Genomic DNA, 25,655 nt, shown 5'->3' on the forward strand with positions numbered 1-25,655 from the left:
GAGTTAGAGAACTATCAATCTAGGACTCTAAGTCGGTTGAATAGCAGGGTAGGGGTATCCCGCTATTCTTCTATAAAATGATAAAGCGGAGGCTAATATGGCTTTATACGTAAATACTAATGTGAGTTCATTGAACGCACAGCGCCAGTTAATGAATTCTGGCAACTCATTAGATACATCATTCAAACGTTTATCATCTGGTTTACGCATCAATAGTGCGAAAGATGATGCGGCTGGTATGCAAATTGCCAACCGTTTAACAGGCCAAGTTAATGGCTTAACTCAAGGTAACCGTAATGCCAATGATGGTATTTCACTTGCGCAAACTGCTGAAGGTGCGCTTGATGAAGTAACATCAATGTTTCAACGTATACGTACACTTGCTCAACAAGCAACAAACGGTTCAAATACTGATGAAGACCGTTTAGCGCTTCAAGAAGAAATTCGTTCTTTATCTTCAGAAGTAAACCGTGTTGCAGAAGATACAACTTTTGGTGGCCAAAACCTTCTGGATGGTTCTTATGAAGCAAACTTCCAAGTCGGCGCAGATGCAGTTCAAACAATTGGTTTTAGCATGCAGAATGTTGGTGGAACAGCCAACACGATGTCTGCAAACGGTGGTTTCACGCTATCAGGTATCGCTGGTATTGCATCTGCAATCTCTGGCAGTGTATTAGCGTCATCGGTAGCTGGTGTGAGTGATGCAGGTGGTACTGCTGCCGCTTCAACTTATACTTTCGCTGGTGTATTTACAGAAACAGGTATCAGTGTATCGACACAAGGTAATGCTCAAGCTGTTATGGCTGGTATGGATGCGATGATCGCGGTTGTTGATAAGAAGCGTGCTGAACTTGGTGCGGTACAAAACCGTTTCCAATCAACCATTCGTAATCAATCAAACATCGCTGAAAACTTATCTGCGGCACGTTCTCGTATTCAAGATACAGACTTCGCAACAGAAACAGCTAACTTAACTAAGATGCAAATCTTACAGCAAGCTAGCCAGTCAATCTTAAGTCAAGCAAATCAACGTCCTCAAGTAGCGCTTTCTCTACTAGGCTAATTTACTTGATTTATAAGCCACTTTAGACAGAGGTATTTTTTCCTGAAGTGGCTTATACTTGATATGAGTTAACATTTTGAGGTGTTATGATGATAGATCTTAATTCAACTCAAAGGTCTAATGAAAACCTTTCAACAACGAATAGTGCCAACAACACAAAAGCAGAGTTAGATAACGCAAAACTCGCGAAAGGCACGGAACTTGCTGGAAGAGAACCAATAGACATAGAAAGACAGTCTAAGACTGAGCAAAAAGATAAAAAAGATCTGATTGCTGAAGTGAAGCAAAACTTAGAAAAGCTGAATGAGTATATTCCCGTTACTTCGACAAATTTGATTTTTGAATTTGATGAATTGGGTGACCCCCCAGTAATCAAAGTTCTTGATAAACAGAACGATGAAGTAATTCGAGAAATCCCTACCGAGGAATTTCGAGAAGTGGCTAAAGCTTTGGAAGAATTTGCCGATAAATTAAGCAATAAAGGTTTGCTCTTCGATAGAACTGCATAGAGATTTAGATATTTTAGGAGTATTAGTATGGCTTTAATTACATCAGCAGGGGTTGGTTCTGGCCTTGATCTAGAAAGTATTATTAGTGCAACACTGTCAGCTGAAAATACCCCTAAATTACAAGCTTTTGCTAGAAAAGAACAATCTTTGCAGGTCGAGCTTTCTTCACTTGGTGAAGTAAAGTCAGCAATGTCTACGCTTCAAGATACAATTGAAAAGCTAGCAGACATTGATAATTTCAACAAGCGTATTGCTAACATCAAACAGCCTACGAGTGATGATGGCGATTTAATTTCGGTTACACCTACTTCTGACATATCACCCGGTGATTTTAATATTGAAGTGGTTGAACTTGCTCAAGGTAGTAGAGCAACATCTAATGCTGGTCTATTTACGTCAACAGATGATGTAGTGACAGCATCAGGCGGTACATTATCATTTGCCGCTGGCGATAAGAGCTTTGATCTTACACTTGATGCGGGCGCCACGCTTGCTGATTTACGAGACGCAATTAACAGTTCTGATAATAATTTTGGTGTGACTGCTAATATTATAAATACTGGAACAGAATCAAAGTTAGTGCTTAGCTCTAGTGTGTCTGGAACTGGCAATGATTTAGTTATTACTAACGATAATGCTGAACTCGATAATGTTTCAACAGTTGCAAACGCTGGAGGAGCTGGTGGTATCGCTATTGCTGCGGGTAATGAAGCACGCGATGCAACAATAAAAGTTGATGGTATCACTATAACTAACGACACCAATACTTTTAAAGATGCTGTACAGGATATGACAATTGTTGCTAAACGTCAGAGTGTTGATGGCGAAACAGCGAAACTATCCGTTGAGACTGATAGAGAAAGCGTAACAGCTCTAGTTGATGAGTTTATAAAAAACTATAACAATTTAATCGGTCAAATAGGTTTACAGACTCGAATTGGCAAACCATTAAACTCAGATTCTACAATTCGTTCTTTTGATTCTCAGTTAGTAAATGCACTATCAACTCCCTTGACCGATGCAGGTCCATTTTCAAGCATATTTGATATAGGCTTAGGAATAGATAAAGAAGGCTATCTTGAGAAGTCTAGTTTAGTTCGCAGCCTAAATGAAGCGATGGATGAGAATTATGATGATATTGGCAAGGCTTTTGCAGGTGAAAATGGAATAGCAAAACAACTAGAGTCATTGTTTGATAACTATCTAGATTCTAAAGGGATCATGAATCAGCGAGAAACTAACTTAAACTCGCAACTTGATGACTTAGAAGATGATATTATTAATCATGAATACAGAATGGAAGAGTTAGAGGCTAGACTTCGTCAGCAATATGCGGGTTTAGACGTATTGTTAGCGCAAATGCAGTCAACACAAAGCTATTTGAGCGCTCAATTATCAAGCCTTCCAGGGTTTAAGAAGTCATCTTCGTAAACGCTGCTTTTCTCTTTTTTAGATATAAAGGTGTACCATGTATAACGCTAAAGTTAAAAATTACCAAAAAGAGGCACTTAAGACTCGTGTGGCGGGTGCTGATCGCTATGAAATAATCCAGATGTTAATGGCTGGTGCTTTAGAAAAAATGGTACTAGCTAAAGTTGCTATAGAGAAAAAAAATCTAGAAGCTAAGAGTGAGCACTTATCTAAAGCCTCAGCAATTTTTGAAGCATTACGTGGATGTTTAGATTTTGAAGTGGGTGGAGAGGTTACTGAAAACTTATACGCACTTTATTCATACATGATTGACAGACTCATTGATGCATCAATTAAAAATGATATAGAAATTATTGATGAAGTATCTGGGTTATTAAAAGAAATTAAATCTGCATGGGATGCGATCCCAGTTGAAGTTCGCAATAAAACGTTTTCAGAAAACAGTGCTCATGCAAGCTAATATTCATGATTTGCAAGCTCAACTTGAAAAGGTTGAGTCAGCGTTGAGCGAAGAAAACATTGAAAGCTGTGTTGAATTAGTCAATGAGTTACATTTGATGCTCGAGAGTTTTTTTAACTCAGATAGTGACATCCCATCTGAAGTTCATCCTCAATTAAATCAGTTGTTACAGAAGTTAGATGGATACAGTTCTGATATTCTTTTAAAGAAGAACGAAGCTAAAAGCCAACTAACGAGTATCGTTAAAAATAAAAAGAAAGTAGGCCTTTATAACCAAATAAAGTAGGAACAGATGAAAAGCACTTTGGGTTTAGATAAAGAATTAGATCACCTTGCAGATAAATTGACAGAGGTAAGGGCGCATGAAGAGCGTGAGCAAAAGTTTGCTTCAGAAGCAAATGAAAGATTTGTACTAAACCTAGAAGTCTTTAGGAAATATTATCCTGATATTTTTAACGTTGTAAGTAGCTATAAACCCAGAGAAGATTTCTGCCTTCATGTCACTAAGTCAGGCCATGGTAACTTTAAACCAAAAGACTCTGAAGTTGTATTATATAGTGATAATCCAAAAGCCCAAGCTAAAGAACAAGTAGATAAATACACCTCGCAAGCAAACTTTGGTCGTGCAGACTATTTTTCAACTCAGAAATGGGATACAAGTCCTGATGACGATCGTCTGCACATGAAATATATGTCTAAATTAAGTGGTATTTTAAGTGAGCGGAAGAAAGAGCGTTCGCATAAATTAGCATTTAGTCTCCCTACTCATTATCCTACGGCACTCATCTTTGGCATTGGTTTGGGGTATCACATTCCTGAATTAATGAAAAAGCACAGTTTTGACTATGTTTTTATTTGTGAGCCTGACTTTGAGCTATTTTTTGCGAGTTTGTTTTGTATTGATTGGCAAAAAGTCATTCATGATTTAGATAATGCGGGAAGCTCACTTTTTTTAAGTATTGGCGTTGATTATGAGTCGTTTTTTGAAGAGGTATACAGGATATCTCTCGAAGTAGGTTCTACTGCTGTAGTAAATAGCTTTTGTTTCCAACATTACCCTTCAAAAGAAATTAATGAGTTAATTAAATCTTTTTTCAAAAACTACTACCAGCTTCACCAAGGCTTTGGTTTTTACAATGATGGAATTACAGGGCTAGCCCACAGTATTTACAATGTTGAAAACGGAATAGAATTTTACTTTAAGAATGAAAAAGAAAATCAGTTTTTAGATGATGTTCCAGTATTTGTAGTAGGGAATGGTCCTTCATTAGACCAATCTATTGATCTAATAAGAGAAAATCAAGATAAAGCCATCATATTTGCTGCCGGAACTGCACTCCAAAGTTTATTAAAAGTAGGCATAACACCAGATTTTCATGTGATTGTTGAAAGGCCTAAATCTCAATATGATGTGTTAGTAGATATACTGCCAAGAGAAGAGTACAAAAAGCTAAATCTTTTATCAGTAGATGTTATTTATCCTGAATTACCAAAGCTTTATAAATGGGCAGGTTTAGGTCTAAAAGGGCCTGAAGCATCTACCGCATTTTTGACACTACATAGTTTTTTAAAATACAGACAACCAATTACAGAACTACCAGCAAGTGGACCTTTTGTTTCTAATACCGCTTTTTCTTTTGCAACTACGTTAGGGTTTAAAAATATTTACCTAATAGGTGTCGATAATGGTTATTCGTTAAGTGGTCAAACGCACTCGAAGCTAAGTATTTACTCTGATACAGGCCTTAAATCAAAATACAGTGCCCCAGCTGGTGCTGATATTGATTTTGAAGCGAATTTAAATTATGCCGTTAAAGCAACACCTTTAATGGCCATGTCGAAAAACAGTCTTGAAAGATTAGCAAGGCAGTTACCTAAATCCGTGGCCGTGTACAATGTAGGTGAGGGTGCTCGAATTTCAGGAACTCAACCGTTATCTGAGGATGATGTAATTTTATCAAAAGTGATCGATGATAAAGATATGATTATCGAAAAGATAAAGTCATCAAACTTCCAAAAAGTAAGTTTTGATGATTTTGAAGGTAAACTTAACTTTGATGAGTTTGAGTCTCTTTGTGATCATTTAATTGAATTAGCGAGTAGTCATTACTCATCTCGTGAAGAAGCGAGTAATTTAGTTAATCGGCAGCAACGCGTAATATACGCTTATAAACGCTCAGCCCACCCCCATATTTTTAATTTGCTGAAAGGGACTATGCTGTACTTTTTCTGCCCCCTTCTGACTACTTTGTATTATTTTGAAGATGAAAAAATATCAAAAGATTACTTTTCTCGGATTAATAAACTTTGGATTGCTTTCTTAATTGAAGTGAAAGGTGATTTTAGAGTGAACTGGAAAACCAAATGTAAAACAGTGCACGAAGCACATAAGTAGAGAAATTATAAGTAATATGCTTTTCTTAAATTAACTTATTGCTTCAAGAGTGCACAGTTAAAGTCTTTAAGATCGTTACTATGATCTATCAATAGGCTATAACTTATTTTCAATAAAGTTTGTCGTTAAATACACGTGGTATAGCTTTTTAACAATTAGCTTTACTGATTTGCTCGAACTTTAGCAATGCGACTTTCTTTTACTTAGGAGGATGTTCATAGCTAGCCTGGAATTAGTCTCGATCGCCTATCTGATATCAATCTGTAAAAATCCAAAATCATTTTGCGGTTTTCTTACCTCAAAATACCTCTCTTAGTTAAACGATTTGGTATAAATTCCAATTTGCCACTTTTTTGCTTATAATTTAAGCAATCGGTTTGTCGGAGGCCGCTATGAAAATTCAATCACCCAATACCGGGTTACTCAATCAAACTCAGCAAGCAAATAACAAGCTTGCTGAACAATTAGCGACAGGTAAAAAAGTAAATTCTGCGACGGACGATGCCGCTGCACTGCAAATTATTGATAGGCTAACCTCTCAGCAAAATGGTTATAGCCAAGCTATTAGCAATGCTTATGATGGTATTTCTTACTCGCAAGTGACTGAGTCTAACTTGTCGGGCGTTAACGATGCGGTGTCGCGAATCCGCGAGCTGTCTATCCAAGCAGGCAATGGTGCACTGACAGACAATGACAGAGCAGCATTGCAAGAAGAAGTAACGCAGTTGCAAACACAGATCACAGAAACATTTGAAAATGCCACTTTTGGTGGTAAGCCATTGTTTGATGGTGAACAAGTGTCATTTCAAGTGGGACCAGATGCCAATACCACCCAGTCAATTACGCCGAGTAACGGCAGTATCGCCTCAGTGATTGCGGGTATTGATATCTCGACACAAGCAGGAGCACAAGCTGCGATTGACATAAGCGACCAAGCGAGCGAAGAAATTAACACGCAACGTGCTGAGTTAGGTGCATTTCAAAACACTTTAGAAAGTACGATAAAAGGTTTGGGTAACCAACGCGAAAACATTGCAGCAAGTCAAAGTCGAATTGAAGACACTGATTATGCAAAAGCGGTGTCTGATCAAATTGCTAATGATATTTTATCGCAGGCATCCGTTGCACTGCGTGGACAAGCCAACCGTTCTGCAGAATCAATTTTGGGTTTGCTTTAACCCTTTAGTATTGGTTATAGCTGCTAAGTGACTATTTTTTGGCGTTGATGTCAAAAAGTTGCCGCTTAGCGCTTGCATCCCTCTTAAACTCGCTTACAATTTAGAAACTAACTAACCCGTAGTCACTGTGGTTCGCCAATAATGATCTTAATTTTAGACAATAATAATAATCGTGCGATTGGTTTAAATGCAGCCCTCACTTTTATCGGAGAAGCTGTACAACTCGTTGATGAGTCAACACTTCAATCATTTTGTGAAAAACATCAACAACAAGAGTGCATGGTTATTCTTGGTGCACTTCAGCAATTAGATCATGAGTCTGTCATTAAGCAGTTTCCTGCGATCCCTTTTCTTTTGATTGGTGAAACGTTAAAGCCACTTTTAAGCATTGCCAATGTTGTAGGCTTAATTTGTGAGCCATTTAATCATGATGTGACTACGCAGCTTTTACATGATTGTCAGCAATATCAACGCATGTTGCCGGGCGATCATAAACAGTCAAAATCGAATAAATTGTTTGATGGTTTGGTTGGTGAAACAGATGCCGTTAAAGATGTGCGTTTTTTAATTGAGCAAGTTGCTAAAACCGATGCCAATGTGCTGATACTCGGTGAATCTGGAACGGGTAAAGAAGTGGTTGCGCGAAATGTTCATTTGCTATCTAAGCGCAGCTCCGGCCCATTCGTTCCCGTTAACTGTGGTGCCATTCCGGGTGAGTTATTAGAAAGTGAATTATTTGGCCATGAGAAAGGCGCATTTACAGGTGCAATTTCGGCGCGAAAAGGACGTTTTGAATTAGCCCAAGGTGGTACGCTCTTTCTTGATGAAATTGGTGATATGCCGCTACAGATGCAAGTAAAGTTGCTGCGCGTTTTACAAGAGCGAAGCTATGAGCGGGTCGGTGGTACGAAACCAATTCAAGCCGATGTGCGCATTATTGCAGCGACCCATCGCAATTTAGAAGAGATGATAGAAAAAGGCGATTTTCGTGAAGATTTATTCTATCGTTTAAATGTATTTCCTATTGAGAACCCGTCGTTAAGCGAACGCGCTGATGATATTCCGCTCCTGCTTAAAGAGTTAATGCGTCGTGTTAACGAGCAAAGTGGCACGACGGCGAAGTTTACAGAGCGGGCAATTCAAAGCTTAAAAGAGCATGCGTGGCCTGGAAATATTCGTGAACTGGCAAACTTGGTTGAGCGTATGGTGATCATGTTCCCTGATAAAGTGGTTGATGTGCCAGATTTACCTGCAAAGTATCGTTACATAGAAGTTGAAGCCTATCAGCCTGAGTACCCTGAAGAGTTGATGGAACGAGATGCATTTAACGATATATTCAGCACTGGCTTTAGCGATTATGAAGATGAAGAGCCGCAAACGCCCGCTACACATGTTGACTCGGGTTTATTACCAGATGATGGCATTGAGCTTAAAGAATACTTAGCAGAACTTGAAATTAGCCTAATTAGTCAAGCGCTTGAGCGTTATGACTATGTTGTAGCGCGTGCTGCCGAAATTTTGGGCGTGCGCCGCACGACACTCGTCGAAAAAATGAAAAAATATAACTTATCGCGAGACTAGCGCTTGTTTGTATTATGTAGGTCGATGTTTACGGGAATACCTGAATTAACAGGCTAAAGTACGACCTACTTGATATCGCATTACCTTCCTTTATTTAAATCAAGCGCTTAATATTGCTCGATTATCTGGGCTTTTCTAAAACAATCATTACTGTGATCGTTAACCATGCCACAGGCCTGCATATGGGCATAAACAGTTGTTGGACCTAAAAATTTAAAACCACGTTTTTTTAAATCTTTTGCAAATGCTGTCGAGGCTTCAGTAATGGCTGGGTAATCTTCAAGTTTATCGACATTATTCACCAAAGGTTTGCCCCCAACGAACTGCCATTGGTAATTTGAGAAGCTACCAAACTCTTTTTGTATCTCAATAAATCGCTTGGCATTATTAATCGTGGCGGCAATTTTTAAGCGATTGCGAATAATGCCGTCATCTTGCATTAGGCGTTCAATGTCGCTGTCATCCATTTGTGCAACGTCGTCAACAACAAAATTTTTAAAGGCGCGACGGTAGCCATCACGCTTTTTTAAAATTGTGTACCAGCTGAGTCCTGCTTGTGCAGATTCTAAAGTAATGAATTCAAAAAGGCGGTGGTCATCATAAATTGGCACCCCCCATTCTTCGTCATGATAGGCGACATAATCGTCTTTGCTGGTATCGAGCCATGGGCAGCGGTTGTGGTGATGGTGTTGCATCGTTCCCTCGCAATTGTCATTTTTTTGTCGTTGTAAAATTAATGCTAAACTACTGAAATAAAACAATAATAATTATGGTACGGATTGTGCATTTATACAGCTAGACACGATTTTTTGAGTATCGATTATGGCCTTAGCACATGTACTAAAACCACAATTTATCACAGCTAATCAATATAACCCATGTTTACAGCAAGAAGAGTATGTGGGTGAGTTGAGTGAACTTCGTCAGCAAGCAAGTTGGTTGAGCCATTTGGTTGATACCATGCCTGCGGGGGTTGTGGTATTGGATGGCCGCGGCATGATTGCAAAAGCGAATCAAATCGCTATCGATATGCTTGGTGAGCCTCTGGAAGGTGAAAAGTGGTTCAGCGTTATTCAGCGCTCTTTTCGTCCTAAACAAGATGATGGTCACGAAGTCTCACTCAAAGATGGTCGCTTGATTAAGCTTGATATAACGGCTCTGACGCCAGAACCGGGGCAATTAATTTTAATGACCGATTTGACCGAAACACGCCGACTGCAAAAGCGTGTTGCGCACATGCAGCGCCTGAGTGCGCTGGGTAAAATGGTCGCATCGCTTGCGCATCAAGTAAGAACACCGCTTTCGGCTGCTATGTTATATGCGGCTAATTTAGGCTCTAAACGCTTACCTGAAAGCTCACGGGGTAATTTTCATAACAAGTTAATGTCACGATTAAAAGATTTAGAAACCCAAGTGAATGATATGTTGTTGTTTGCTAAAAGTGGCGAACAGCAAGTAGTTGAGCGTGTATCAATGCAGCAATTACTCAATGAAGTAAAAGCAGGAGCTGATGCTATGGTGGCGCAAAACCACAGTGAATTAACCGTTAGTTTGCCAGAGCCCGATATTGAAATTGTGGGCAATAAAACAGCGTTAGCCAGTGCTGTTCAAAATCTTATTCATAACAGTATTCAAATTATTGGCCAGCACGCAAAAGTGTCACTCAGCGCTCAGCGTGATGAGAGGAGTGAACACTGTGTTCGTATCAGCGTCAGCGATAATGGCCCTGGAGTCGATATTAGCCAAGCCGAAAAATTATTTGAACCCTTTTACACAACGAAAAGCCAAGGTACAGGGCTTGGGCTTGCAGTCGTAAGCTCAGTCGCTAATGCACATCAAGGACGGGTCGAAGTGGCTAATAATGCCCATGGGGGGGCATGTTTTAGTTTAATCCTGCCCATTAGTGCAGAAACTACGTCAGTGGAGGCAAGATGAATACGAACTCTATTTTAGTCGTTGAAGACGACGCAGGCTTACGCGAAGCCTTAATTGATACATTGGAAATGTCAGGTATTGATTGCATCGCTGCCGACAGTGCCGAGCAAGCAATGGTATTGCTAAAGCAAGGAACGTATTCATTGGTGGTAAGCGATGTACAAATGGGCGCGATGAGCGGCCTTGATTTATTGCGTAGCATTAAACTTAATTACCCTGAGCTACCAGTATTAATGATGACAGCATACGCCACCATTGATGATGCGGTTGAGGCAATGCGTTTAGGGGCTATTGATTATATGGCTAAACCATTTGCACCTGAAGTTTTATTGAATATGGTGAGTCGTTATTTACCCGAGAAAGAAAAAGAAACCGATGGGCCGATTGTCGCGGATCCATCCAGTATTAAATTACTTGAGCTGGCCAGTAAAGTGGCACGTTCAGATGCCAGTGTCATGGTGCTCGGACCCAGTGGTTCGGGTAAAGAAGTGCTGGCGCGCTTTATTCACGATAAATCAAGTCGCGCAGATGCCCCCTTTGTAGCGATTAACTGTGCTGCTATTCCTGAGAACATGTTAGAAGCGACCTTGTTTGGTTATGAAAAAGGCGCGTTTACTGGGGCGATTCAAGCGTGTCCTGGCAAATTTGAACAAGCACAAGGTGGCACTATCTTGCTTGACGAAATCACCGAAATGGATTTAGGTCTGCAAGCTAAGTTACTGCGTGTTTTGCAAGAGCGTGAAGTTGAGCGTTTGGGTGGTCGTAAAACCATTGAGCTCGATGTTAGAGTGCTCGCAACCAGTAACCGTGATTTAAAAGAAGCTGTTAGCGAAAATTTATTCAGAGAAGATTTGTATTATCGTTTAAATGTTTTTCCTTTAATGTGGCGTCCGCTGTGTGAGCGCCCAGGTGATATTATTGTCCTTGCAGAGCATTTAATTGAGCGTCATTGCATCAGAAGTAAAGAGCCTATCGCATTATTAACTGAGCAAGCTAAGCAAAAACTGCTATCGCATGCTTGGCCGGGTAATGTCCGTGAACTTGATAATGTGATTCAGCGTGCACTGATACTATGTGATGGTAATAGCATTCATGAAGACGATATATTTATTGAAGAGCTCTTAGCGGTTAAAGCACAGACTGTAAATAGTGCACCGGTGCAAAATGCCCCGGTTTATAAAGAGCAAGTGGTTAACCCCATGCATGACGAAATTCCATCTGTTAACGAGCAGGGAAATTATAAAGATGAGCTTAAAGACAAAGAGCATCGCATTATTTTAGAAACCCTAGCTAGGTGCCAAGGAAAGCGCAAAGAGGTTGCTGAAACATTAGGGATTAGTCCACGAACACTTAGATATAAACTAGCTCAAATGCGCGATTTAGGTATTGCATTACCCGCTTAAAAGCATCCCCCTTTAACTGACAAGCTCACTCCGTGTGGGCTTGTTTGCTGTCAAAACTCTGACAAACAAAATAACCACCTAACACATTGATTTATATTGTTTTATTTTGTGGCACGTTTTGTGCTTTATCTATATATAAGTAAACTGCATTGTCAGAGAGTATTATGAAAGTTCAAAACAGCGCATTATTTCAAGAAATGCAATCTATGGCACTTGAAGCTAGCCGTAGTCAATCCGTTAATAATTTACCAACTCAGGCTCAGCCAACATCATCGGCGCAATTTGGTGACTTACTTACAAGCGCGCTAGATACCGTTAATGGCCTGCAGCAAGAAGCAAAACAAAAAGTAACAGCACTTGAGATGGGAGACCGCAGTGTATCCCTTGCTGAAGTAATGATTGCTTCGCAAAAGTCTTCGGTTGCTTTTGAAGCAACGGTGCAAGTTCGCAACAAACTTGTTGAAGCATATAAAGAAATCATGAACATGCCTGTTTAACTAGGTAGTGGAGAATTATTGTGGCGCAATCTAATCAATCAACTGATCTAGCCCTCGCAGGCGGCGGTGTCGATACTTCAGACACGGATGATCAACAAGAGCAAAAGTCAGGCTACCTCAGTGCCCTCAATGGCGTTGATGTATTACGTCAGGTGACGTTGGTCATTGCACTGGCTATTTGTTTGGCAATCGCAATTTTTATTATTATCTGGGCTCGTCAACCAGATATGCGACCGCTGGGTAAAATGCCAACCGAAGAGCTTATCCAAACGCTGGACTTTTTAGACGCACAGAAGATTGATTATGAACTTGATGGTAATGTCATCTCAGTTGAAGAAGGCGAATACCAAAATATTAAATTATTGATGGCCCGTGAAGGTCTTGAGCAAGCGCCAAGCTCAGGCACCGACATCATCATGCAAGATATGGGCTTTGGTGTTAGCCAACGCTTAGAACGTGAACGTTTAAAACATGGTCGTGAGCAGCAACTTGCTCGCACAATCGAAGAGCTAAAAAATGTCACTCGCGCCAAAGTGCTTTTAGCAATTCCAAAAGAAAACGTATTTGCTCGTCGTGAAAAATTACCATCAGCTACCGTTGTACTGACTCTTAAACGTGGCCGTATGTTAGATGGTGAAGAAATCGACTCAGTTGTTGATATTGTTGCCTCTGCAGTACAAGGTCTTTCACCTGAGCGTGTTACGGTGACAGATCAAAACGGTCGCTTACTTAATTCGGGTTCACAAAATTCACTGGCAGCGCGTTCTCGCAAAGAATATGAAATTGAGCGCAAGCGTGAAGAAGAATACTTAAATAAAATCGACAGCATCTTAATTCCTGTCGTAGGCTTAGGTAATTACACTGCGCAAGTTGATTTAAATATGGACTTTAGTGCGGTAGAAGAAACACAAAAGCGCTACAACCCAGACTTACCTGCAGTGCGCAGTGAAACAACATTTGAAGAAAATAACATTGGTGGTCTTGCTGTGGGGATCCCAGGTGCCTTGACTAATCAACCGCCTGTTAATTCAAATATTCCTGAAGTTGCAGGACAAGGGGGCGCTGGTAGTGCAATGAACCCAAGTCGTTCGCACAAAGAAGCAACCCGTAATTACGAGCTAGATACCACTATTTCTCATAAGCGTCAGCAAACAGGTGTTATTCGTCGTATTAGTGTATCTGTTGCGGTTGACTATGTGCCACAAGTGGGTGAAAACGGCGAGACAACAATGGTTCCTCGTTCTGTTGAAGCGCTGTCAAATATCCGTCGCTTGCTACAAGGCGGAGTGGGGTTTGATATGCAACGTGGTGATGCGCTTGAAGTTGTTACTGTTCCGTTTGTACGTGAAGACACCGCTGCGGCCATAGAAGTGCCTATTTGGGAACGAGACTGGTTTATGAAGATATTACGTTTATCATTAGGTGCATTAGTGATTATCGTACTTATCATGGCGGTTGTGAAACCTATGCTGAAACGCTTAATTTACCCAGATGATACACTTGAAGAGTATGATGAAGATGCACTTAGCTCTGGTGTAGATATTGGTGATAGTACGCTAGATATGCTAAATAAAGACTTTGACTCTGCTGCTGTAGGATTCTCAAGTGATGGTACACTACAGCTGCCAGATTTACATGGTGATGAAGATTTACTCAAAGCAGTTCGTGCATTGGTTGCTAATGAACCAGAACTGTCTTCTCAAGTAGTGAAAGCGTGGTTAACTGAAGATGACTGATCAAGAACAAAAACAACTCCCACCGGCGTTTGATGTTGATAAATTAGACGGTGTTGATAAAGCAGCGATTTTATTGCTGAGTTTATCGGAAGAAGATGCTGCGCAAATTCTAAAACACTTAGAGCCTAAGCAAGTGCAAAAAGTGGGCATGGCGATGGCTGCATTAGACGATTTATCGCAAGCGAAAATCAGCGCCGTTCATAACTTGTTTATTGAGCAAATTCAAAGCTTCAGTACCATAGGTTTCCAATCTGAAGACTTTATTAAAAAAGCGCTTACGGCCGCACTTGGTGAAGATAAGGCCGCCAGCCTAATCGACCAAATTGTGATGGGTTCGGGAGCGAAAGGTCTTGATTCACTTAAGTGGATGGACTCGAAACAGGTGGCTAATATTATTCGTAATGAGCATCCGCAGATTCAAACCATTGTGCTTTCTTACTTAGAGCCTGAGCAATCAGCCGAGATTCTGTCGCAATTCCCAGAGAAAGTGCGTCTTGATTTAACGATGCGTATTGCGAACCTTGAAGAAGTTCAACCAGCTGCATTGCAAGAGTTAAACGAGATCATGGAGAAACAGTTCGCCGGCCAAGCAGGTGCACAGGCAGCGAAAATGGGCGGCTTAAAAGCAGCGGCAGATATCATGAACTACCTTGATACCAATATTGAAGGTCAGTTAATGGATTCGATTCGTGAGCATGACGAAGAAATGTCGCAACAAATTCAAGACTTGATGTTCGTATTCGAAAACTTAATGGATGTAGAAGATCGAGGTATTCAAGCGATTCTGCGCGAAGTACAGCAAGATGTCTTAATGAAAGCGATTAAAGGCACAGATGAGGCACTGAAAGAGAAGATCTTAAGTAATATGTCTAAACGTGCAGCGGAATTACTGGCCGACGACTTAGAAGCTATGGGCCCTGTGCGTATTAGTGAAGTAGAAGCGGCACAAAAAGAAATTTTGTCTACAGCACGTCGTTTAGCTGACTCAGGCGAAATTATGCTTGGCGGTGGCGGTGGTGAGGAGTTCCTGTAAACCATGACAAAGCCTTCCTTTCATCCCGGACGCCCAGTTCATGCAAGTGACGCAGTCGATGAACTACTCGAGAACTGGCCGATTCCTGATGTAGCGCAAGATACCCGAAAGTTTGCTGGGCGCTCAACAGCTTACGGTACCCCTTTGGCTGATCTGTACCGTAAAGAGCAAGAAAAAAAAGACGTTGAAGAAGAGCCAGAAGAACCTGAATTTCCACCTTTGACGATGGCTGAGCTTGAAAAAATTCGTCAAGATGCTTTCGACGAAGGCTTAAAGCAAGGCCATGAGCAAGGTTACATTGATGGCTTTGAAAAAGGCGTGGGTGAAGGAAAAGAAGCGGGCTACAAAGAGGGTGTTGAGCTGGGTAAAGCACAAGGCCAAGAAGACATAAAACCGATTTTAGAAGAGCAACTGACTACGCTAAGAAGTTTGCTTGATAGCCTAACTCAGCCCTTATCAAAAGTGGATGAAAGTGCTGAAAAGCAACTTGTTCAACTGGCCGTTATGCTTAGCGAATCGCTTATTTATCAAGAAATAAAAACATCACCAGATGTTATTTTGCACGCACTTAAACACGCTATTGATGCACTAGCAGACGAGCAAACAAGAGTGCGTATTCATCTACACCCAGATGACATTGCGCTGATCACTGAAAGTTACGGTGAGCAAACTATTACAGATAATCACTGGCAATTAGTAGCAGAACCGACACTTGAACGCGGCGGCTGCGAAATAAAAACCCCGCAATCATCCATCGATATGACCGTAAAAACACGCGTCAAAGAAACATTGGAAAACTTCTTGCATAATAGTGGTATCTAACTCTTTTTAGGCTCACTATGAGTAGTCAATCAATGACCCTTAGCGACCGTTTAAAACGGTACGAAAAGCATATTAAAGTTTCTAAACCGGCCGTTGCGGGTATGTTGACGCGCGTAGTCGGTTTGACGCTTGAAGCAAGAGGTTTGAGAGCGCCAGTAGGCAGCCAATGTAAAATAGAAACTATCAATGGGTTTGTCGATGCTGAAGTGGTTGGTTTTAACGACCAAACGCTTTATTTGATGCCAAACGACCATATTTCTGGAGTACTCCCCGGTGCAAGGGTGATCCCACAAGTTAATGAAACGGGTTTGCCTGTAGGGATGGGCTTATTAGGTCGGGTTGTTGACGGCTTAGGTCGACCGTTGGATGGGCTGGGTGCTGTTAATGCTGAGCACTACCTCAAGTTTGCGCAAAATACGATTAACCCCCTTTCAAGAAGACCAATTAGTCAGCCGATGGATGTGGGTGTTCGTGCGATAAACTCTGTGATTACGGTGGGTCAAGGCCAGCGTATGGGCTTGTTTGCAGGCTCTGGTGTTGGTAAGTCGGTGCTGCTAGGAATGATGACTCGTGGTTCAGAGGCTGACGTCATTGTTGTTGGTCTTGTGGGTGAGCGTGGCCGTGAGGTCAAAGAGTTTATTGAAGAAATACTAGGAGTAGAAGGGCGTAAACGTTCAGTGGTCGTTGCTGCTCCTGCTGATGCATCTCCCTTGATGCGTTTAAAAGGCTGCGAAAGTGCAGTAACCATTGCAGAATATTTTCGTGACCAAGGGCTTAATGTGCTGTTACTGCTCGACTCTGTAACCCGTTATGCTATGGCACAGCGTGAAATAGCGCTGGCAGTGGGTGAGCCACCGGCAACAAAAGGCTATCCACCCTCGGTGTTTGCTAAGTTACCAGCATTGGTAGAACGCGCGGGGAATGGCGGCGAAGGGCAAGGATCTATCACAGCCTTTTTTACGGTACTGAGTGAGGGGGATGATATGCAAGACCCTATTGCTGACTCGGCTCGAGCTATTCTTGATGGACATATTGTGCTCTCTCGAGAGCTTGCTGATAGCGGCCATTATCCCGCAATAGACATTGAAAAGTCGATCTCGCGGGTGATGCCGCAAGTGGTGTCAGAGGCGCATATGCAGCAAGCACGTGTGCTTAAACAGGTTTATTCAATGTATCAGCAGAATAAAGATATGATCACGCTTGGAGCATATCAAAAAGGCACTGACCCGATGCTCGATCAAGCCATTAATATGATGCCAAGAGTCAATCAATTCCTACAGCAAGGCATGAAAGATGTGATCAGTTATGATGATGGCCTTCAAGGCCTTGCGCAGTTATTAGGACAAGCATAATGGCAAACAGTAAACTTGATTTATTATTAAAGCTTGAAAACGACAAAGAAGAATCATTGCGCATGGATTACTTAAAAGCACAGCAGCACTTGCAAAGTAATCAACAAAAACTGCAAGGTTTAAACAACTTTCGATTAGAGTACTCACAGCAATTGCACTTAAAAGGCCGTTCTGGTTTATCAAGCGCAGGGTTTAGTCAGTACCATTCGTTTATAGCAAAAATCGAAGAAGCCATTCGCCAACAAGCTAGTACTGTTAATACGGCAAAACAAGTTGTATCGCAAAGAAAAACACTGTGGCTAAAACAGCAAGTTAAAGCAAAAGCAGTCGCTAAATTAATTGAGAAACACGCGTTAAAACAGGCTGCGATAGTGGCTAAAAATGAACAAAAAATGTTGGACGAGTTTGCCTCTAATCAGTTCTTCCAGCGTCAACTGAAAAACCCAACCTTATAATCCTGATTTTTAGGCATGCAATTTGCAGCTATCTGCTTAACAGCGTTAATTTTGGCACTTGCGGCGGCAAATTGCCTCTTTATATTTAGGTGAATTATGGCGATCAGTGATATTAATTTGCAGGTTAAAACTGAGCACGATACTGGTTTTTTAAGCAAAGAATCAGAGGCAAATGATCACGCATCAGGCCTAAGCTTTTTAACTGAATTGTCTGAAGCAAGCGAAGCGGTACACTCTAAAACTGTCGCTAATAAACAGAGCGACAATAGTAACGTAATGCAAAGTGAGGCTGAACAAGCAGGCGGTGTCGTCGCAAATAATACAGACAGCAAACAGGTTTCTGATAAGCCGACGCGTGATGATGAAGGCACAGACGTTGCCCTCATCGAAGGGGAAGACAACCCACTGCTCTCACAAATTAATGCATCACACGCAATGAGCACGCGTGTAAACGTGCTCGCAGACAAACATGAATTTAGTGGGATTGTGGTTGATAAAAAGCCCACCCCAATTGATGATATTACGCCTGTTATTCCTTCGCCTTTAAGTGCGTCTTTAGCAGATGATGACGCGTTGTCTGACAGCGAAAACTCAGTTGCCAATCTATTAACTAAGTCTAAAGTTGCTACCGCGATTGACAATCAATTGAAACCGATTGGCGAATTGCCACCGAAAGATTCAGTCACGCCAATTATTGATAGTCCGTCTGTACTCGATGACACTGAAAATGCGACAACAGTAAACACTGCCAAGCAGCCTCAAGTTATCACGGCAAATACTACTGAGCAAAATGCAGCGATGAAACAGGCCGCACAGGCTACAGAACTGTTGAGCAGTGTAAGTAATGATACGAAGGCCGCATCGTTAGGTTCAGTGGTGACTCCCAGTGGCGAAGTGCAAGAATCGCCAGCTGTAGATGCTAAGTTGGCACCTACTAACAACGCTACTGAAAATGCGAAAAATATCGCTAGTAAGCCAGCGATAGATGCTGACAATACCGTTACTAAAATGGCGGCGACAAATTCAACTGATAGCGTGATGAGTGAGAAAGCGGCAAAAGAGTCAGTCACGAATCAATCAATCGTCAGTTTGTTGGCAAAAGTACAAAGTGGTGATGGTCAAGCGGTCAGTCAATTTGCCAAAGAATTGGCTTTAACGTCAACGCAGCAGGTAAAACTTGAGCAGCAAATTAATCAATTAAAGGCGGCAGGTGAGCTAACCTCAAATGACGTTGATAAGATTAAAGCGCTACTTAGCGAAGCGATGAATACTCATAGTGAAAAAACACAGACACCGCAGCCGGCATTAGTCGCAGACGCAGCGAAAGCTGCACTAAGTAATGCTACAGAAAGCAAAGTGTCTGACAGTAAAGTCCCTGACAGTAAAGTTCCGGCTGCAATAGAAAAACAAATTGCCACATTAACGAAAGATGAGCAGCAAGCATTGCTTAATAAAGTAAACGCACAGTTGCAATCTTTAACACCAGGCACTCAACAATATGAAAAATTAGTGGCGGTGCAGACTCTTTTATCTGACGCGGTTACCCCCGTGAAAGCGGATGCTGTAACACCCACATTAACGGCGACAACAGAGCCTGACAGTAAAAGCCCTAAAGCTGAGCGCAGTGAGCAATTATCAGTGCTAAAAAATGCCAGCGCTGTAAACACAGACACTGAAACAACATCAAAGCTTGATACTTTACTCGACATTGAGCGCCCAAAAGAGGTGTCGACAGCACGAGTCGTGCAGCTTTTCAATCAGTTGACGGCACCGCTTAATCCCTCTCAAACAGGGGCTTATGACGCGGCCTATCAACAATATGAACAAGCCTTAGATGTGCATAGTTTTCAAACACAGGCTCAACAGCAGCCACAAAGTAAAACAGTGAGCCTTGACCCAGGGGTGATGCAAGCAATTAATATTATAAAAAGTGATGCGGCAAAAATGCTCCAAGAGCGAGTCAGTGCCCTGTTAAATATTAATAACAAAGAAGCTGAAATACGTCTTGATCCACCTGAAATGGGCAGCATGCAAATTCGTATCCGCAGTGATGCTGAGCAAGCACAAATTAACTTTGTTGTGCAAAATCAACAAGCCAAAGAAGCTTTAGAGCAATCGATGCCACGTCTGCGTGAAATGTTAGCGCAACAGGGGATTGAGCTAGGCGAAAGTAGTATTCAGCAAGGTAACCCTGAACAACAAGGCAGCCAGTCAGAGCAAGGGCAGCTTGCAGGGCATCATAATGACGAAGAGGTTCAACAAGACGTCACGACGCAAAGCGTAGAAACTTCTCGACAACAATCGTCATCATCAATAGATTACTATGCATAAGTCCTGCTATTATAAGAAATAATACAGTTACAGAGAATGAGTTTACTGTAACGCTTAAGGAAATGATTATGGCCGAAGACGCAAATTTAGAAATAGAAGATACCGGTAAAAGTAAAAAAAAGCTGATTATAATCATTGCTGCAGTTGTTGTGATTTTAGCCGCAGGTGCGGGGTATTTTTTATTTATGGGCGATGATGCCCCACAAGAAAGCCTTGCTGATGAAACAACGGTTTCTGAAACGGCTGCTCCATCAAGCTCTGCGAAGGTCGGTTCGGCGTTATATGTCGCGATGCCGCGTCCTTTTGTTTTTAATGTGCCAGGTGCCAGTCGTGATCGAATTGTACAAATTAAAGTACAGTTATTAGTACGCGGTGAAGTAAACGAAGAAACGGCAAAGAAACATATTCCACTTATCGAAAGTACTTTATTAGGGGTGTTGTCTACGACCACAGCTGATGAACTTGGCACCAGTGAAGGTAAAGAGTCAGTGCGTGTGGCGGCACTAGAAAAAGTTCAAACTGCCTTAAATGATGTTGAAGGCAGTAAAGTGATTGAGCGGGTGTTGTTCACCGGCTTTGTGATGCAATAAGGGGTCAGCGTGAGCGATTTATTATCCCAAGACGAAATTGATGCGCTCTTACACGGCGTTGATGAAGTCGAAGAGGAAGATATTCACGACGGTGGTGATTCAGACGGTAATACACTTCAGTATGACTTCTCATCACAAGATCGTATTGTCCGTGGTCGTATGCCGACCTTGGAAATCGTGAATGAACGTTTTGCCCGTCATATGCGGATCAGCTTATTTAACATGATGCGCCGTACCGCAGAGGTATCAATAAACGGCGTACAAATGATTAAGTTTGGCGAGTACATCCATACCTTATTTGTACCAACAAGTTTAAACATGGTGCGTTTTCGTCCTTTAAAAGGCACCGGCCTGATCACCATGGAAGCACGCTTAGTGTTTATTTTGGTCGATAACTTTTTTGGTGGTGACGGGCGTTATCATGCAAAAATAGAAGGCCGTGAATTTACGCCAACAGAGCGTCGTATTGTGCAAATGCTACTCAAAATAATCTTTGAAGATTATAAAGAGGCATGGGCACCGGTTATGGATGTGTCGTTTGAGTACCTCGACTCTGAAGTTAACCCTGCGATGGCAAATATTGTTAGCCCAACAGAAGTGGTGGTTATTAGCTCGTTCCATATTGAACTTGATGGCGGTGGTGGTGATTTTCATATTGCCTTGCCGTATTCAATGCTTGAGCCAATTCGTGAATTACTTGATGCCGGTGTTCAATCAGATACTGAAGACACTGATTTGCGTTGGAGTAAAGCTCTCCGTGATGAAATTATGGATGTCGAAGTCGATTTATCAACTCAGTTATTAGAGGTTGATTTAACGCTTGCGCAAATTATGGAATTAAAAGCGGGTGATATTATTCCCGTTGAAATGCCTGAACACATTACGGTCTTTATTGAAGAGCTGCCGACCTTTAGAGCTAAAATGGGCCGCTCTCGAGACAATGTGGCATTACAAATTAGCGAAAAAATTAAACGCCCTGAATCAGTTAAGTCTGAACTCCATGTGTTCACTAAAGGTGGCAAAAAACTGGATTCGGATGCAGAATTAGCAGAACTAGAAGAAGATCTTCACCTCTCTGAAGGTGTCGATTTAGACTGGTAGTCGATTTATAAGGTTAAATATAATGAGTGATGATCAAGATACAATGGACGAATGGGCAGCGGCATTAGCCGAGGCCGAGGAAGCCGAAAGTGCAACAAGTAATGCCTCAGTTGCTGAGCTTGACGAGCTGAAAGATGAGAAGCATGAACTCTCAGGTGATGAAAAGCGCAAACTTGACACCATTTTAGATATTCCAGTCACCATTTCGATGGAAGTTGGTCGTTCTAAAATCAATATTCGCAACTTATTACAATTAAACCAAGGCTCTGTTGTTGAGCTTGATCGTGTCGCTGGTGAGCCACTTGATGTGTTAGTTAATGGCACCTTGATTGCGCACGGCGAGGTGGTGGTTGTTAATGACAAGTTTGGTATTCGTCTTACAGATGTGATTAGCCAAGTTGAGCGAATTAAAAAGTTACGATGAGCGCATTTATAGCTTTATCTAGTGCCAGTAGCACTGTTTTTCCTACAGCATCACCTACGGCAGATTTGCTGTCTATGGTGATGTCTTTGCTTTTAGTGTTAGTGGTTATTGTGGTATTGGCGTTTTTTGTCAAGAAGCTCAACCCTAATTTAGCAAACAGTGAAGAGTTTAAAGTTGTTCGCAGTTTACCGCTTGGCTCGCGTGAACGCTTGATGGTTATTGAAATTGATAATGCTCAGCATTTAATAGGTGTTACGCCGCACAGTATTAACTACTTGCATAAGCTAGAAACTCCCTTAAAAGAAAAAGAATTACCGGAACTTGCCAAGCGCTTTGGCAAGTTGTTGAACCCACAATCACCCCCTAATAAAAAGAATTAACGCTATGATCAAGTGGATACTTATTTTAGCTACCGTGTTATTCCTGCCATCTGTTAATGCAGAAGGCATCGATGCACTCACTATCACGACCAACCCCGATGGCTCGCAAGACTACTCGGTAACTTTGCAAGTACTTGCAATAATGACTGCGCTGAGCTTTATTCCTGCGGCAGTGATTATGATGACTTCATTTACGCGTATTATTGTAGTGCTGGCAATTTTGCGCCAAGCAATCGGTTTACAACAAACTCCTTCGAATCAAATATTGCTTGGTATGTCATTGTTTTTAAGTATCTTTATTATGGCGCCAATTTACCAGCAAGTGAATGAGCGTGCGATAGAGCCATACCTAAATGAACAAGTCACCTCAGTGCAAGCGTTAGAATTGGCAAAAGAACCAATGAAAGCCTTTATGCTTTCGCAAGTGCGCCTTAAAGATTTAGAAACATTTGCAAAAATAGCGGGTTACGATAAGTTGGATTCCCCTGAAGACACGCCTTTAATCGTGCTGATCCCCGCATTTGTGACCAGTGAGCTACAAACCGCTTTTATCATAGGTTTTATGTTCTTTATTCCATTTTTGATTGTCGATCTCGTGGTTGCATCGGTCTTGATGGCCATGGGTATGATGATGTTATCGCCGATGATCGTCTCCTTACCATTTAAAATTATGTTGTTCGTACTGGTTGACGGGTGGAGCTTAGTAATGGGGACGCTTGCGAAGAGCTTTGGGCTTGGTGTGTAGCAATGCGTAACATAGCGTGTAACAGTTAGGAGTCATACGATGGAACCGGAAATTTTTGTCGATATTCTCAGCGACGCTTTATTTTTAGTGATCAAGCTGGTGTCAGCGATTGTTGTGCCTGGCTTGCTGGTGGGGCTTGTCGTTGCGGTGTTTCAAGCTGCAACATCAATTAACGAGCAAACACTCAGTTTCTTGCCTCGTCTACTCATTACAATCAGTGCGCTTATATTGGGTGGTCATTGGTTCACTCAAGAACTCATGGATTATTTTACGCGGCTTGTTATGTCGATTCCGGAGATTGCGGGGTAAATGGAGTTTCCATTTGCGGTCATCTTACAGTGGCTCAGTGACTTTTTATTGCCATTTGTACGCATTAGCTCCATGATTATGATCATGGCAGGCTTAGGTGCGAAGAATGTGCCAACGCGTATTAAGCTGGGTTTAGCGGTCGTAGTGACCTTTGTGGCTGTGCCTATGCTGCCGCAGAGCACGTTTACAAACCTGTTTTCGTTTGAAATGGTACTGGTTGTTATCCAACAATTATTGATTGGTGTGGCAATTGGCTTTGCTTCGGTATTATTGCTGAATACTTTTGTACTTGCAGGTCAAATATTGGCGATGCAAACAGGCTTAGGTTTTGCCTCTGTTGTTGATCCCTCGAATGGCTTGAGTGTACCCGCGGTGGGCCAGTTTTACCTGATTCTAGCCACGTTACTATTTTTTGTCTTTAATGGGCATTTGATGATGATTCAAATGGTCATACACAGTTTTGAAGTCTTGCCTATTGATGGTACTTGGTGGTCGGTTGACCACTACTGGGATATCGTTACATGGGGTGGGTGGATGTTTACCACCGCGTTAGTTCTGGCTCTTGCTCCATTGACAGCGATGCTTGTGATCAATATGTCATTTGGGGTCATGACGCGTGCTGCTCCGCAATTAAACATTTTTTCGATAGGCTTCCCTTTTACTCTTGTCGCAGGGCTTGTGATTATTTGGGCTACGTTAGGCAATTTTATGACTCAGTTTGAGTTTCAGTGGTTAAAAATGGTTGAGTTAATGTGCAGCCTTGTTGGCTGTACACCTTAGGAGCGCGCCATGGCTGAAGATTCAGGTCAAGAGAAAACCGAAGAACCCACCGGGAAAAAAATAGAAGACGCCAAGAAAAAAGGCCAAGTTGCCCGCTCTAAAGAGTTGGGAACGATGTTCGTATTAATTTTTTCGGCTATTTCATTGCTGTTGTATGGCCCCGAAATTGGCAAGGGCTTATATAATGTGATGGGGCGATTATTAAGCCTTAATCGTAATGAAACTTACGACACCACCAAAATGTTTTCAGTGTGGAGTATTGTCTCTGATGCCTTGTTGTTCCCGATGGCGATGTTTGTTCTCATTATTGTAATAGCGGCATTTATCGGTAACACGTTACTGGGCGGCTTTAACTTTAGTTGGCAAGCTGCAGCGCCTAAAGCCAGCAAAATGTCACCGGCTAAAGGGATTAAACGTATGCTTGGTCCCCAAGCAGGCGTTGAGCTGGTTAAGTCGATATTGAAGTTTGCGGTGGTTGCAGGCTTTGCAGTATTTTTAATTAATACCTTTTTTGATGAAATATTACATCTAAGTATTGAAAGTGCGCCGGGGAATTTCATTCATGCCCTTGAGATTCTAGCTTGGATGTTTTTAGGCCTAACTTGCACGCTAATTATTATTGCAGCGATAGATGCGCCTTATCAAAGCCACAAGCATCACAAAGAGCTTAAAATGACCTTGCAAGAGGTAAAAGACGAATATAAGAACTCAGAGGGTGATCCACAAATTAAAGCCCGTATTCGTCGTACTCAGCGTGAAATGTCGCAAAGGCGTATGATGCAAGACGTGCCAGATGCCGATGTTATCGTGACCAACCCGACTCACTATTCGGTTGCCCTAAAGTACGATACCGCCAAAGCAGGTGCGCCAATTGTACTTGCTAAAGGGGTCGATGAGCTTGCTATGCAAATTCGTAAAGTGGGTAAGGGTAACGATGTGCCTATTGTTGAATCACCCATGCTTACCCGTGCGCTTTATCACACCACCGAGGTGGGCCAGCAAATACCTGATCAACTGTTTACCGCAGTAGCGCAAGTGCTTGCCTATGTATTTCAATTAAAACGCTTCCAAAAAGGGCGTGGTAAACGTCCTGTTCCACTTAATAAAAAGCTCCCTATCCCAGAGGCTTATAAATATTAATTAGC

The 25,655-nt window shown here is 41.9% G+C and carries 26 protein-coding genes; 25 read left to right on the plus strand and 1 reads right to left on the minus strand.

The features are described 5' to 3' along the window. The first annotated feature begins 97 nt into the window (after positions 1 to 97). The 8 genes from H3302_RS04370 (at position 98) to H3302_RS04405 (ending at position 8,617) form a co-directional block, all read left to right on the plus strand. Positions 98 to 1,063, plus strand: coding sequence for a flagellin (locus H3302_RS04370; protein ID WP_118844087.1), 966 nt, complete (start codon positions 98 to 100; stop codon positions 1,061 to 1,063). An 89-nt stretch (positions 1,064 to 1,152) separates the two neighbouring features. Beyond that, positions 1,153 to 1,572, plus strand: a complete 420-nt coding sequence (locus H3302_RS04375) for a flagellar protein FlaG (protein WP_118844088.1) — start codon at positions 1,153 to 1,155, stop codon at positions 1,570 to 1,572. Between the two features lie 27 nt (positions 1,573 to 1,599). Beyond that, positions 1,600 to 3,003, plus strand: a complete 1,404-nt coding sequence (fliD, locus tag H3302_RS04380) for a flagellar filament capping protein FliD (protein WP_118844089.1) — start codon at positions 1,600 to 1,602, stop codon at positions 3,001 to 3,003. 37 nt (positions 3,004 to 3,040) lie between these two features. Next, positions 3,041 to 3,463, plus strand: coding sequence for a flagellar export chaperone FliS (fliS, locus tag H3302_RS04385; RefSeq protein ID WP_118844090.1), 423 nt, complete (start codon positions 3,041 to 3,043; stop codon positions 3,461 to 3,463). Continuing rightward, positions 3,453 to 3,749, plus strand: a complete 297-nt coding sequence (locus H3302_RS04390) for a hypothetical protein (RefSeq protein ID WP_180311423.1) — start codon at positions 3,453 to 3,455, stop codon at positions 3,747 to 3,749. Before fliS ends, H3302_RS04390 begins: the two co-directional genes overlap by 11 nt. Positions 3,750 to 3,755: 6 nt before the next feature. Further along, positions 3,756 to 5,858 carry a 6-hydroxymethylpterin diphosphokinase MptE-like protein gene (locus tag H3302_RS04395; RefSeq protein WP_180311424.1) on the plus strand — a complete coding sequence of 701 codons (2,103 nt, stop codon included), beginning with the start codon at positions 3,756 to 3,758 and terminating at the stop codon, positions 5,856 to 5,858. A gap of 392 nt (positions 5,859 to 6,250) precedes the next feature. After that, entirely contained in the window at positions 6,251 to 7,036 is a 786-nt protein-coding gene (locus H3302_RS04400) for a flagellin (RefSeq protein WP_182396188.1), read from the plus strand. 141 nt (positions 7,037 to 7,177) lie between these two features. Beyond that, positions 7,178 to 8,617 (plus strand): sigma-54 dependent transcriptional regulator, encoded by a 1,440-nt coding sequence (locus H3302_RS04405; RefSeq protein WP_074988678.1) that lies wholly within the window; start codon positions 7,178 to 7,180, stop codon positions 8,615 to 8,617. A 107-nt stretch (positions 8,618 to 8,724) separates the two neighbouring features. On the opposite strand, the gene H3302_RS04410 is transcribed toward H3302_RS04405, so the two are convergent. Further along, complete coding sequence (locus tag H3302_RS04410) at positions 8,725 to 9,312, minus strand: DNA-3-methyladenine glycosylase I (RefSeq protein ID WP_075593865.1); 588 nt, start codon at positions 9,310 to 9,312, stop codon at positions 8,725 to 8,727. 127 nt (positions 9,313 to 9,439) lie between these two features. Here H3302_RS04410 and H3302_RS04415 point away from each other — a divergent pair, with 127 nt between their 5' ends. The 17 genes from H3302_RS04415 (at position 9,440) to flhB (ending at position 25,650) form a co-directional block, all read left to right on the plus strand. Beyond that, the gene (locus tag H3302_RS04415; RefSeq protein ID WP_036970150.1) at positions 9,440 to 10,552 is read left to right on the plus strand and encodes a PAS domain-containing sensor histidine kinase; all 1,113 of its coding nucleotides are present in this window, start codon (positions 9,440 to 9,442) and stop codon (positions 10,550 to 10,552) included. Then, entirely contained in the window at positions 10,549 to 11,955 is a 1,407-nt protein-coding gene (locus H3302_RS04420; protein ID WP_075593866.1) for a sigma-54 dependent transcriptional regulator, read from the plus strand. Before H3302_RS04415 ends, H3302_RS04420 begins: the two co-directional genes overlap by 4 nt. Positions 11,956 to 12,119: 164 nt before the next feature. Next, positions 12,120 to 12,452, plus strand: coding sequence for a flagellar hook-basal body complex protein FliE (gene fliE / locus H3302_RS04425; protein ID WP_036970144.1), 333 nt, complete (start codon positions 12,120 to 12,122; stop codon positions 12,450 to 12,452). A 20-nt stretch (positions 12,453 to 12,472) separates the two neighbouring features. Further along, positions 12,473 to 14,188 carry a flagellar basal-body MS-ring/collar protein FliF gene (gene fliF, locus H3302_RS04430; RefSeq protein WP_036970141.1) on the plus strand — a complete coding sequence of 572 codons (1,716 nt, stop codon included), beginning with the start codon at positions 12,473 to 12,475 and terminating at the stop codon, positions 14,186 to 14,188. Beyond that, positions 14,181 to 15,221: a flagellar motor switch protein FliG gene (fliG, locus tag H3302_RS04435; RefSeq protein ID WP_036970138.1), complete on the plus strand. Its 1,041-nt coding sequence runs from the start codon at positions 14,181 to 14,183 to the stop codon at positions 15,219 to 15,221. The genes fliF and fliG overlap by 8 nt, the downstream gene beginning before the upstream one ends. Positions 15,222 to 15,224: 3 nt before the next feature. Then, the gene (gene fliH, locus H3302_RS04440) at positions 15,225 to 16,043 is read left to right on the plus strand and encodes a flagellar assembly protein FliH (RefSeq protein WP_075593867.1); all 819 of its coding nucleotides are present in this window, start codon (positions 15,225 to 15,227) and stop codon (positions 16,041 to 16,043) included. A gap of 17 nt (positions 16,044 to 16,060) precedes the next feature. Continuing rightward, on the plus strand, positions 16,061 to 17,395 hold the full coding sequence (gene fliI, locus H3302_RS04445; protein WP_075593868.1) for a flagellar protein export ATPase FliI: 1,335 nt from the start codon (positions 16,061 to 16,063) through the stop codon (positions 17,393 to 17,395). Beyond that, on the plus strand, positions 17,395 to 17,850 hold the full coding sequence (gene fliJ, locus H3302_RS04450) for a flagellar export protein FliJ (protein ID WP_036970129.1): 456 nt from the start codon (positions 17,395 to 17,397) through the stop codon (positions 17,848 to 17,850). Before fliI ends, fliJ begins: the two co-directional genes overlap by 1 nt. A 96-nt stretch (positions 17,851 to 17,946) precedes the next feature. After that, positions 17,947 to 20,181 (plus strand): flagellar hook-length control protein FliK, encoded by a 2,235-nt coding sequence (locus tag H3302_RS04455; RefSeq protein WP_182396189.1) that lies wholly within the window; start codon positions 17,947 to 17,949, stop codon positions 20,179 to 20,181. Between the two features lie 68 nt (positions 20,182 to 20,249). Continuing rightward, entirely contained in the window at positions 20,250 to 20,771 is a 522-nt protein-coding gene (gene fliL, locus H3302_RS04460; protein ID WP_036970126.1) for a flagellar basal body-associated protein FliL, read from the plus strand. A 9-nt stretch (positions 20,772 to 20,780) separates the two neighbouring features. Beyond that, positions 20,781 to 21,872 carry a flagellar motor switch protein FliM gene (fliM, locus tag H3302_RS04465; protein WP_074988675.1) on the plus strand — a complete coding sequence of 364 codons (1,092 nt, stop codon included), beginning with the start codon at positions 20,781 to 20,783 and terminating at the stop codon, positions 21,870 to 21,872. A gap of 22 nt (positions 21,873 to 21,894) precedes the next feature. Beyond that, a complete protein-coding gene (fliN, locus tag H3302_RS04470) occupies positions 21,895 to 22,296 on the plus strand; it encodes a flagellar motor switch protein FliN (RefSeq protein WP_036970120.1) in 402 nt (133 codons plus the stop codon). Then, on the plus strand, positions 22,293 to 22,676 hold the full coding sequence (gene fliO, locus H3302_RS04475; RefSeq protein ID WP_036970117.1) for a flagellar biosynthetic protein FliO: 384 nt from the start codon (positions 22,293 to 22,295) through the stop codon (positions 22,674 to 22,676). The genes fliN and fliO overlap by 4 nt, the downstream gene beginning before the upstream one ends. Positions 22,677 to 22,680: 4 nt before the next feature. Next, positions 22,681 to 23,421 carry a flagellar type III secretion system pore protein FliP gene (gene fliP, locus H3302_RS04480; protein ID WP_036970114.1) on the plus strand — a complete coding sequence of 247 codons (741 nt, stop codon included), beginning with the start codon at positions 22,681 to 22,683 and terminating at the stop codon, positions 23,419 to 23,421. A 39-nt stretch (positions 23,422 to 23,460) separates the two neighbouring features. Then, positions 23,461 to 23,730 (plus strand): flagellar biosynthesis protein FliQ, encoded by a 270-nt coding sequence (gene fliQ / locus H3302_RS04485; RefSeq protein ID WP_036970111.1) that lies wholly within the window; start codon positions 23,461 to 23,463, stop codon positions 23,728 to 23,730. After that, on the plus strand, positions 23,731 to 24,510 hold the full coding sequence (gene fliR / locus H3302_RS04490; RefSeq protein WP_065978751.1) for a flagellar biosynthetic protein FliR: 780 nt from the start codon (positions 23,731 to 23,733) through the stop codon (positions 24,508 to 24,510). 9 nt (positions 24,511 to 24,519) lie between these two features. Beyond that, positions 24,520 to 25,650: a flagellar biosynthesis protein FlhB gene (gene flhB / locus H3302_RS04495; RefSeq protein WP_036970105.1), complete on the plus strand. Its 1,131-nt coding sequence runs from the start codon at positions 24,520 to 24,522 to the stop codon at positions 25,648 to 25,650. Positions 25,651 to 25,655: the final 5 nt, after the last annotated feature.

Source organism: Pseudoalteromonas sp. MT33b (assembly GCF_014117385.1).
GTDB classification, from domain to species: domain Bacteria; phylum Pseudomonadota; class Gammaproteobacteria; order Enterobacterales; family Alteromonadaceae; genus Pseudoalteromonas; species Pseudoalteromonas lipolytica.

Coding starts and splice junctions, on each gene's coding strand:
- H3302_RS04370 (WP_118844087.1), top strand. CDS start 98: ATGGCTTTATACGTAAATACTAATGTGAGTTCATTGAACGCACAGCGC.
- H3302_RS04375 (WP_118844088.1), top strand. CDS start 1,153: ATGATAGATCTTAATTCAACTCAAAGGTCTAATGAAAACCTTTCAACA.
- fliD (WP_118844089.1), top strand. CDS start 1,600: ATGGCTTTAATTACATCAGCAGGGGTTGGTTCTGGCCTTGATCTAGAA.
- fliS (WP_118844090.1), top strand. CDS start 3,041: ATGTATAACGCTAAAGTTAAAAATTACCAAAAAGAGGCACTTAAGACT.
- H3302_RS04390 (WP_180311423.1), top strand. CDS start 3,453: ATGCAAGCTAATATTCATGATTTGCAAGCTCAACTTGAAAAGGTTGAG.
- H3302_RS04395 (WP_180311424.1), top strand. CDS start 3,756: ATGAAAAGCACTTTGGGTTTAGATAAAGAATTAGATCACCTTGCAGAT.
- H3302_RS04400 (WP_182396188.1), top strand. CDS start 6,251: ATGAAAATTCAATCACCCAATACCGGGTTACTCAATCAAACTCAGCAA.
- H3302_RS04405 (WP_074988678.1), top strand. CDS start 7,178: ATGATCTTAATTTTAGACAATAATAATAATCGTGCGATTGGTTTAAAT.
- H3302_RS04410 (WP_075593865.1), bottom strand. CDS start 9,312: ATGCAACACCATCACCACAACCGCTGCCCATGGCTCGATACCAGCAAA.
- H3302_RS04415 (WP_036970150.1), top strand. CDS start 9,440: ATGGCCTTAGCACATGTACTAAAACCACAATTTATCACAGCTAATCAA.
- H3302_RS04420 (WP_075593866.1), top strand. CDS start 10,549: ATGAATACGAACTCTATTTTAGTCGTTGAAGACGACGCAGGCTTACGC.
- fliE (WP_036970144.1), top strand. CDS start 12,120: ATGAAAGTTCAAAACAGCGCATTATTTCAAGAAATGCAATCTATGGCA.
- fliG (WP_036970138.1), top strand. CDS start 14,181: ATGACTGATCAAGAACAAAAACAACTCCCACCGGCGTTTGATGTTGAT.
- fliH (WP_075593867.1), top strand. CDS start 15,225: ATGACAAAGCCTTCCTTTCATCCCGGACGCCCAGTTCATGCAAGTGAC.
- fliI (WP_075593868.1), top strand. CDS start 16,061: ATGAGTAGTCAATCAATGACCCTTAGCGACCGTTTAAAACGGTACGAA.
- fliJ (WP_036970129.1), top strand. CDS start 17,395: ATGGCAAACAGTAAACTTGATTTATTATTAAAGCTTGAAAACGACAAA.
- H3302_RS04455 (WP_182396189.1), top strand. CDS start 17,947: ATGGCGATCAGTGATATTAATTTGCAGGTTAAAACTGAGCACGATACT.
- fliL (WP_036970126.1), top strand. CDS start 20,250: ATGGCCGAAGACGCAAATTTAGAAATAGAAGATACCGGTAAAAGTAAA.
- fliN (WP_036970120.1), top strand. CDS start 21,895: ATGAGTGATGATCAAGATACAATGGACGAATGGGCAGCGGCATTAGCC.
- fliO (WP_036970117.1), top strand. CDS start 22,293: ATGAGCGCATTTATAGCTTTATCTAGTGCCAGTAGCACTGTTTTTCCT.
- fliP (WP_036970114.1), top strand. CDS start 22,681: ATGATCAAGTGGATACTTATTTTAGCTACCGTGTTATTCCTGCCATCT.
- fliQ (WP_036970111.1), top strand. CDS start 23,461: ATGGAACCGGAAATTTTTGTCGATATTCTCAGCGACGCTTTATTTTTA.
- fliR (WP_065978751.1), top strand. CDS start 23,731: ATGGAGTTTCCATTTGCGGTCATCTTACAGTGGCTCAGTGACTTTTTA.
- flhB (WP_036970105.1), top strand. CDS start 24,520: ATGGCTGAAGATTCAGGTCAAGAGAAAACCGAAGAACCCACCGGGAAA.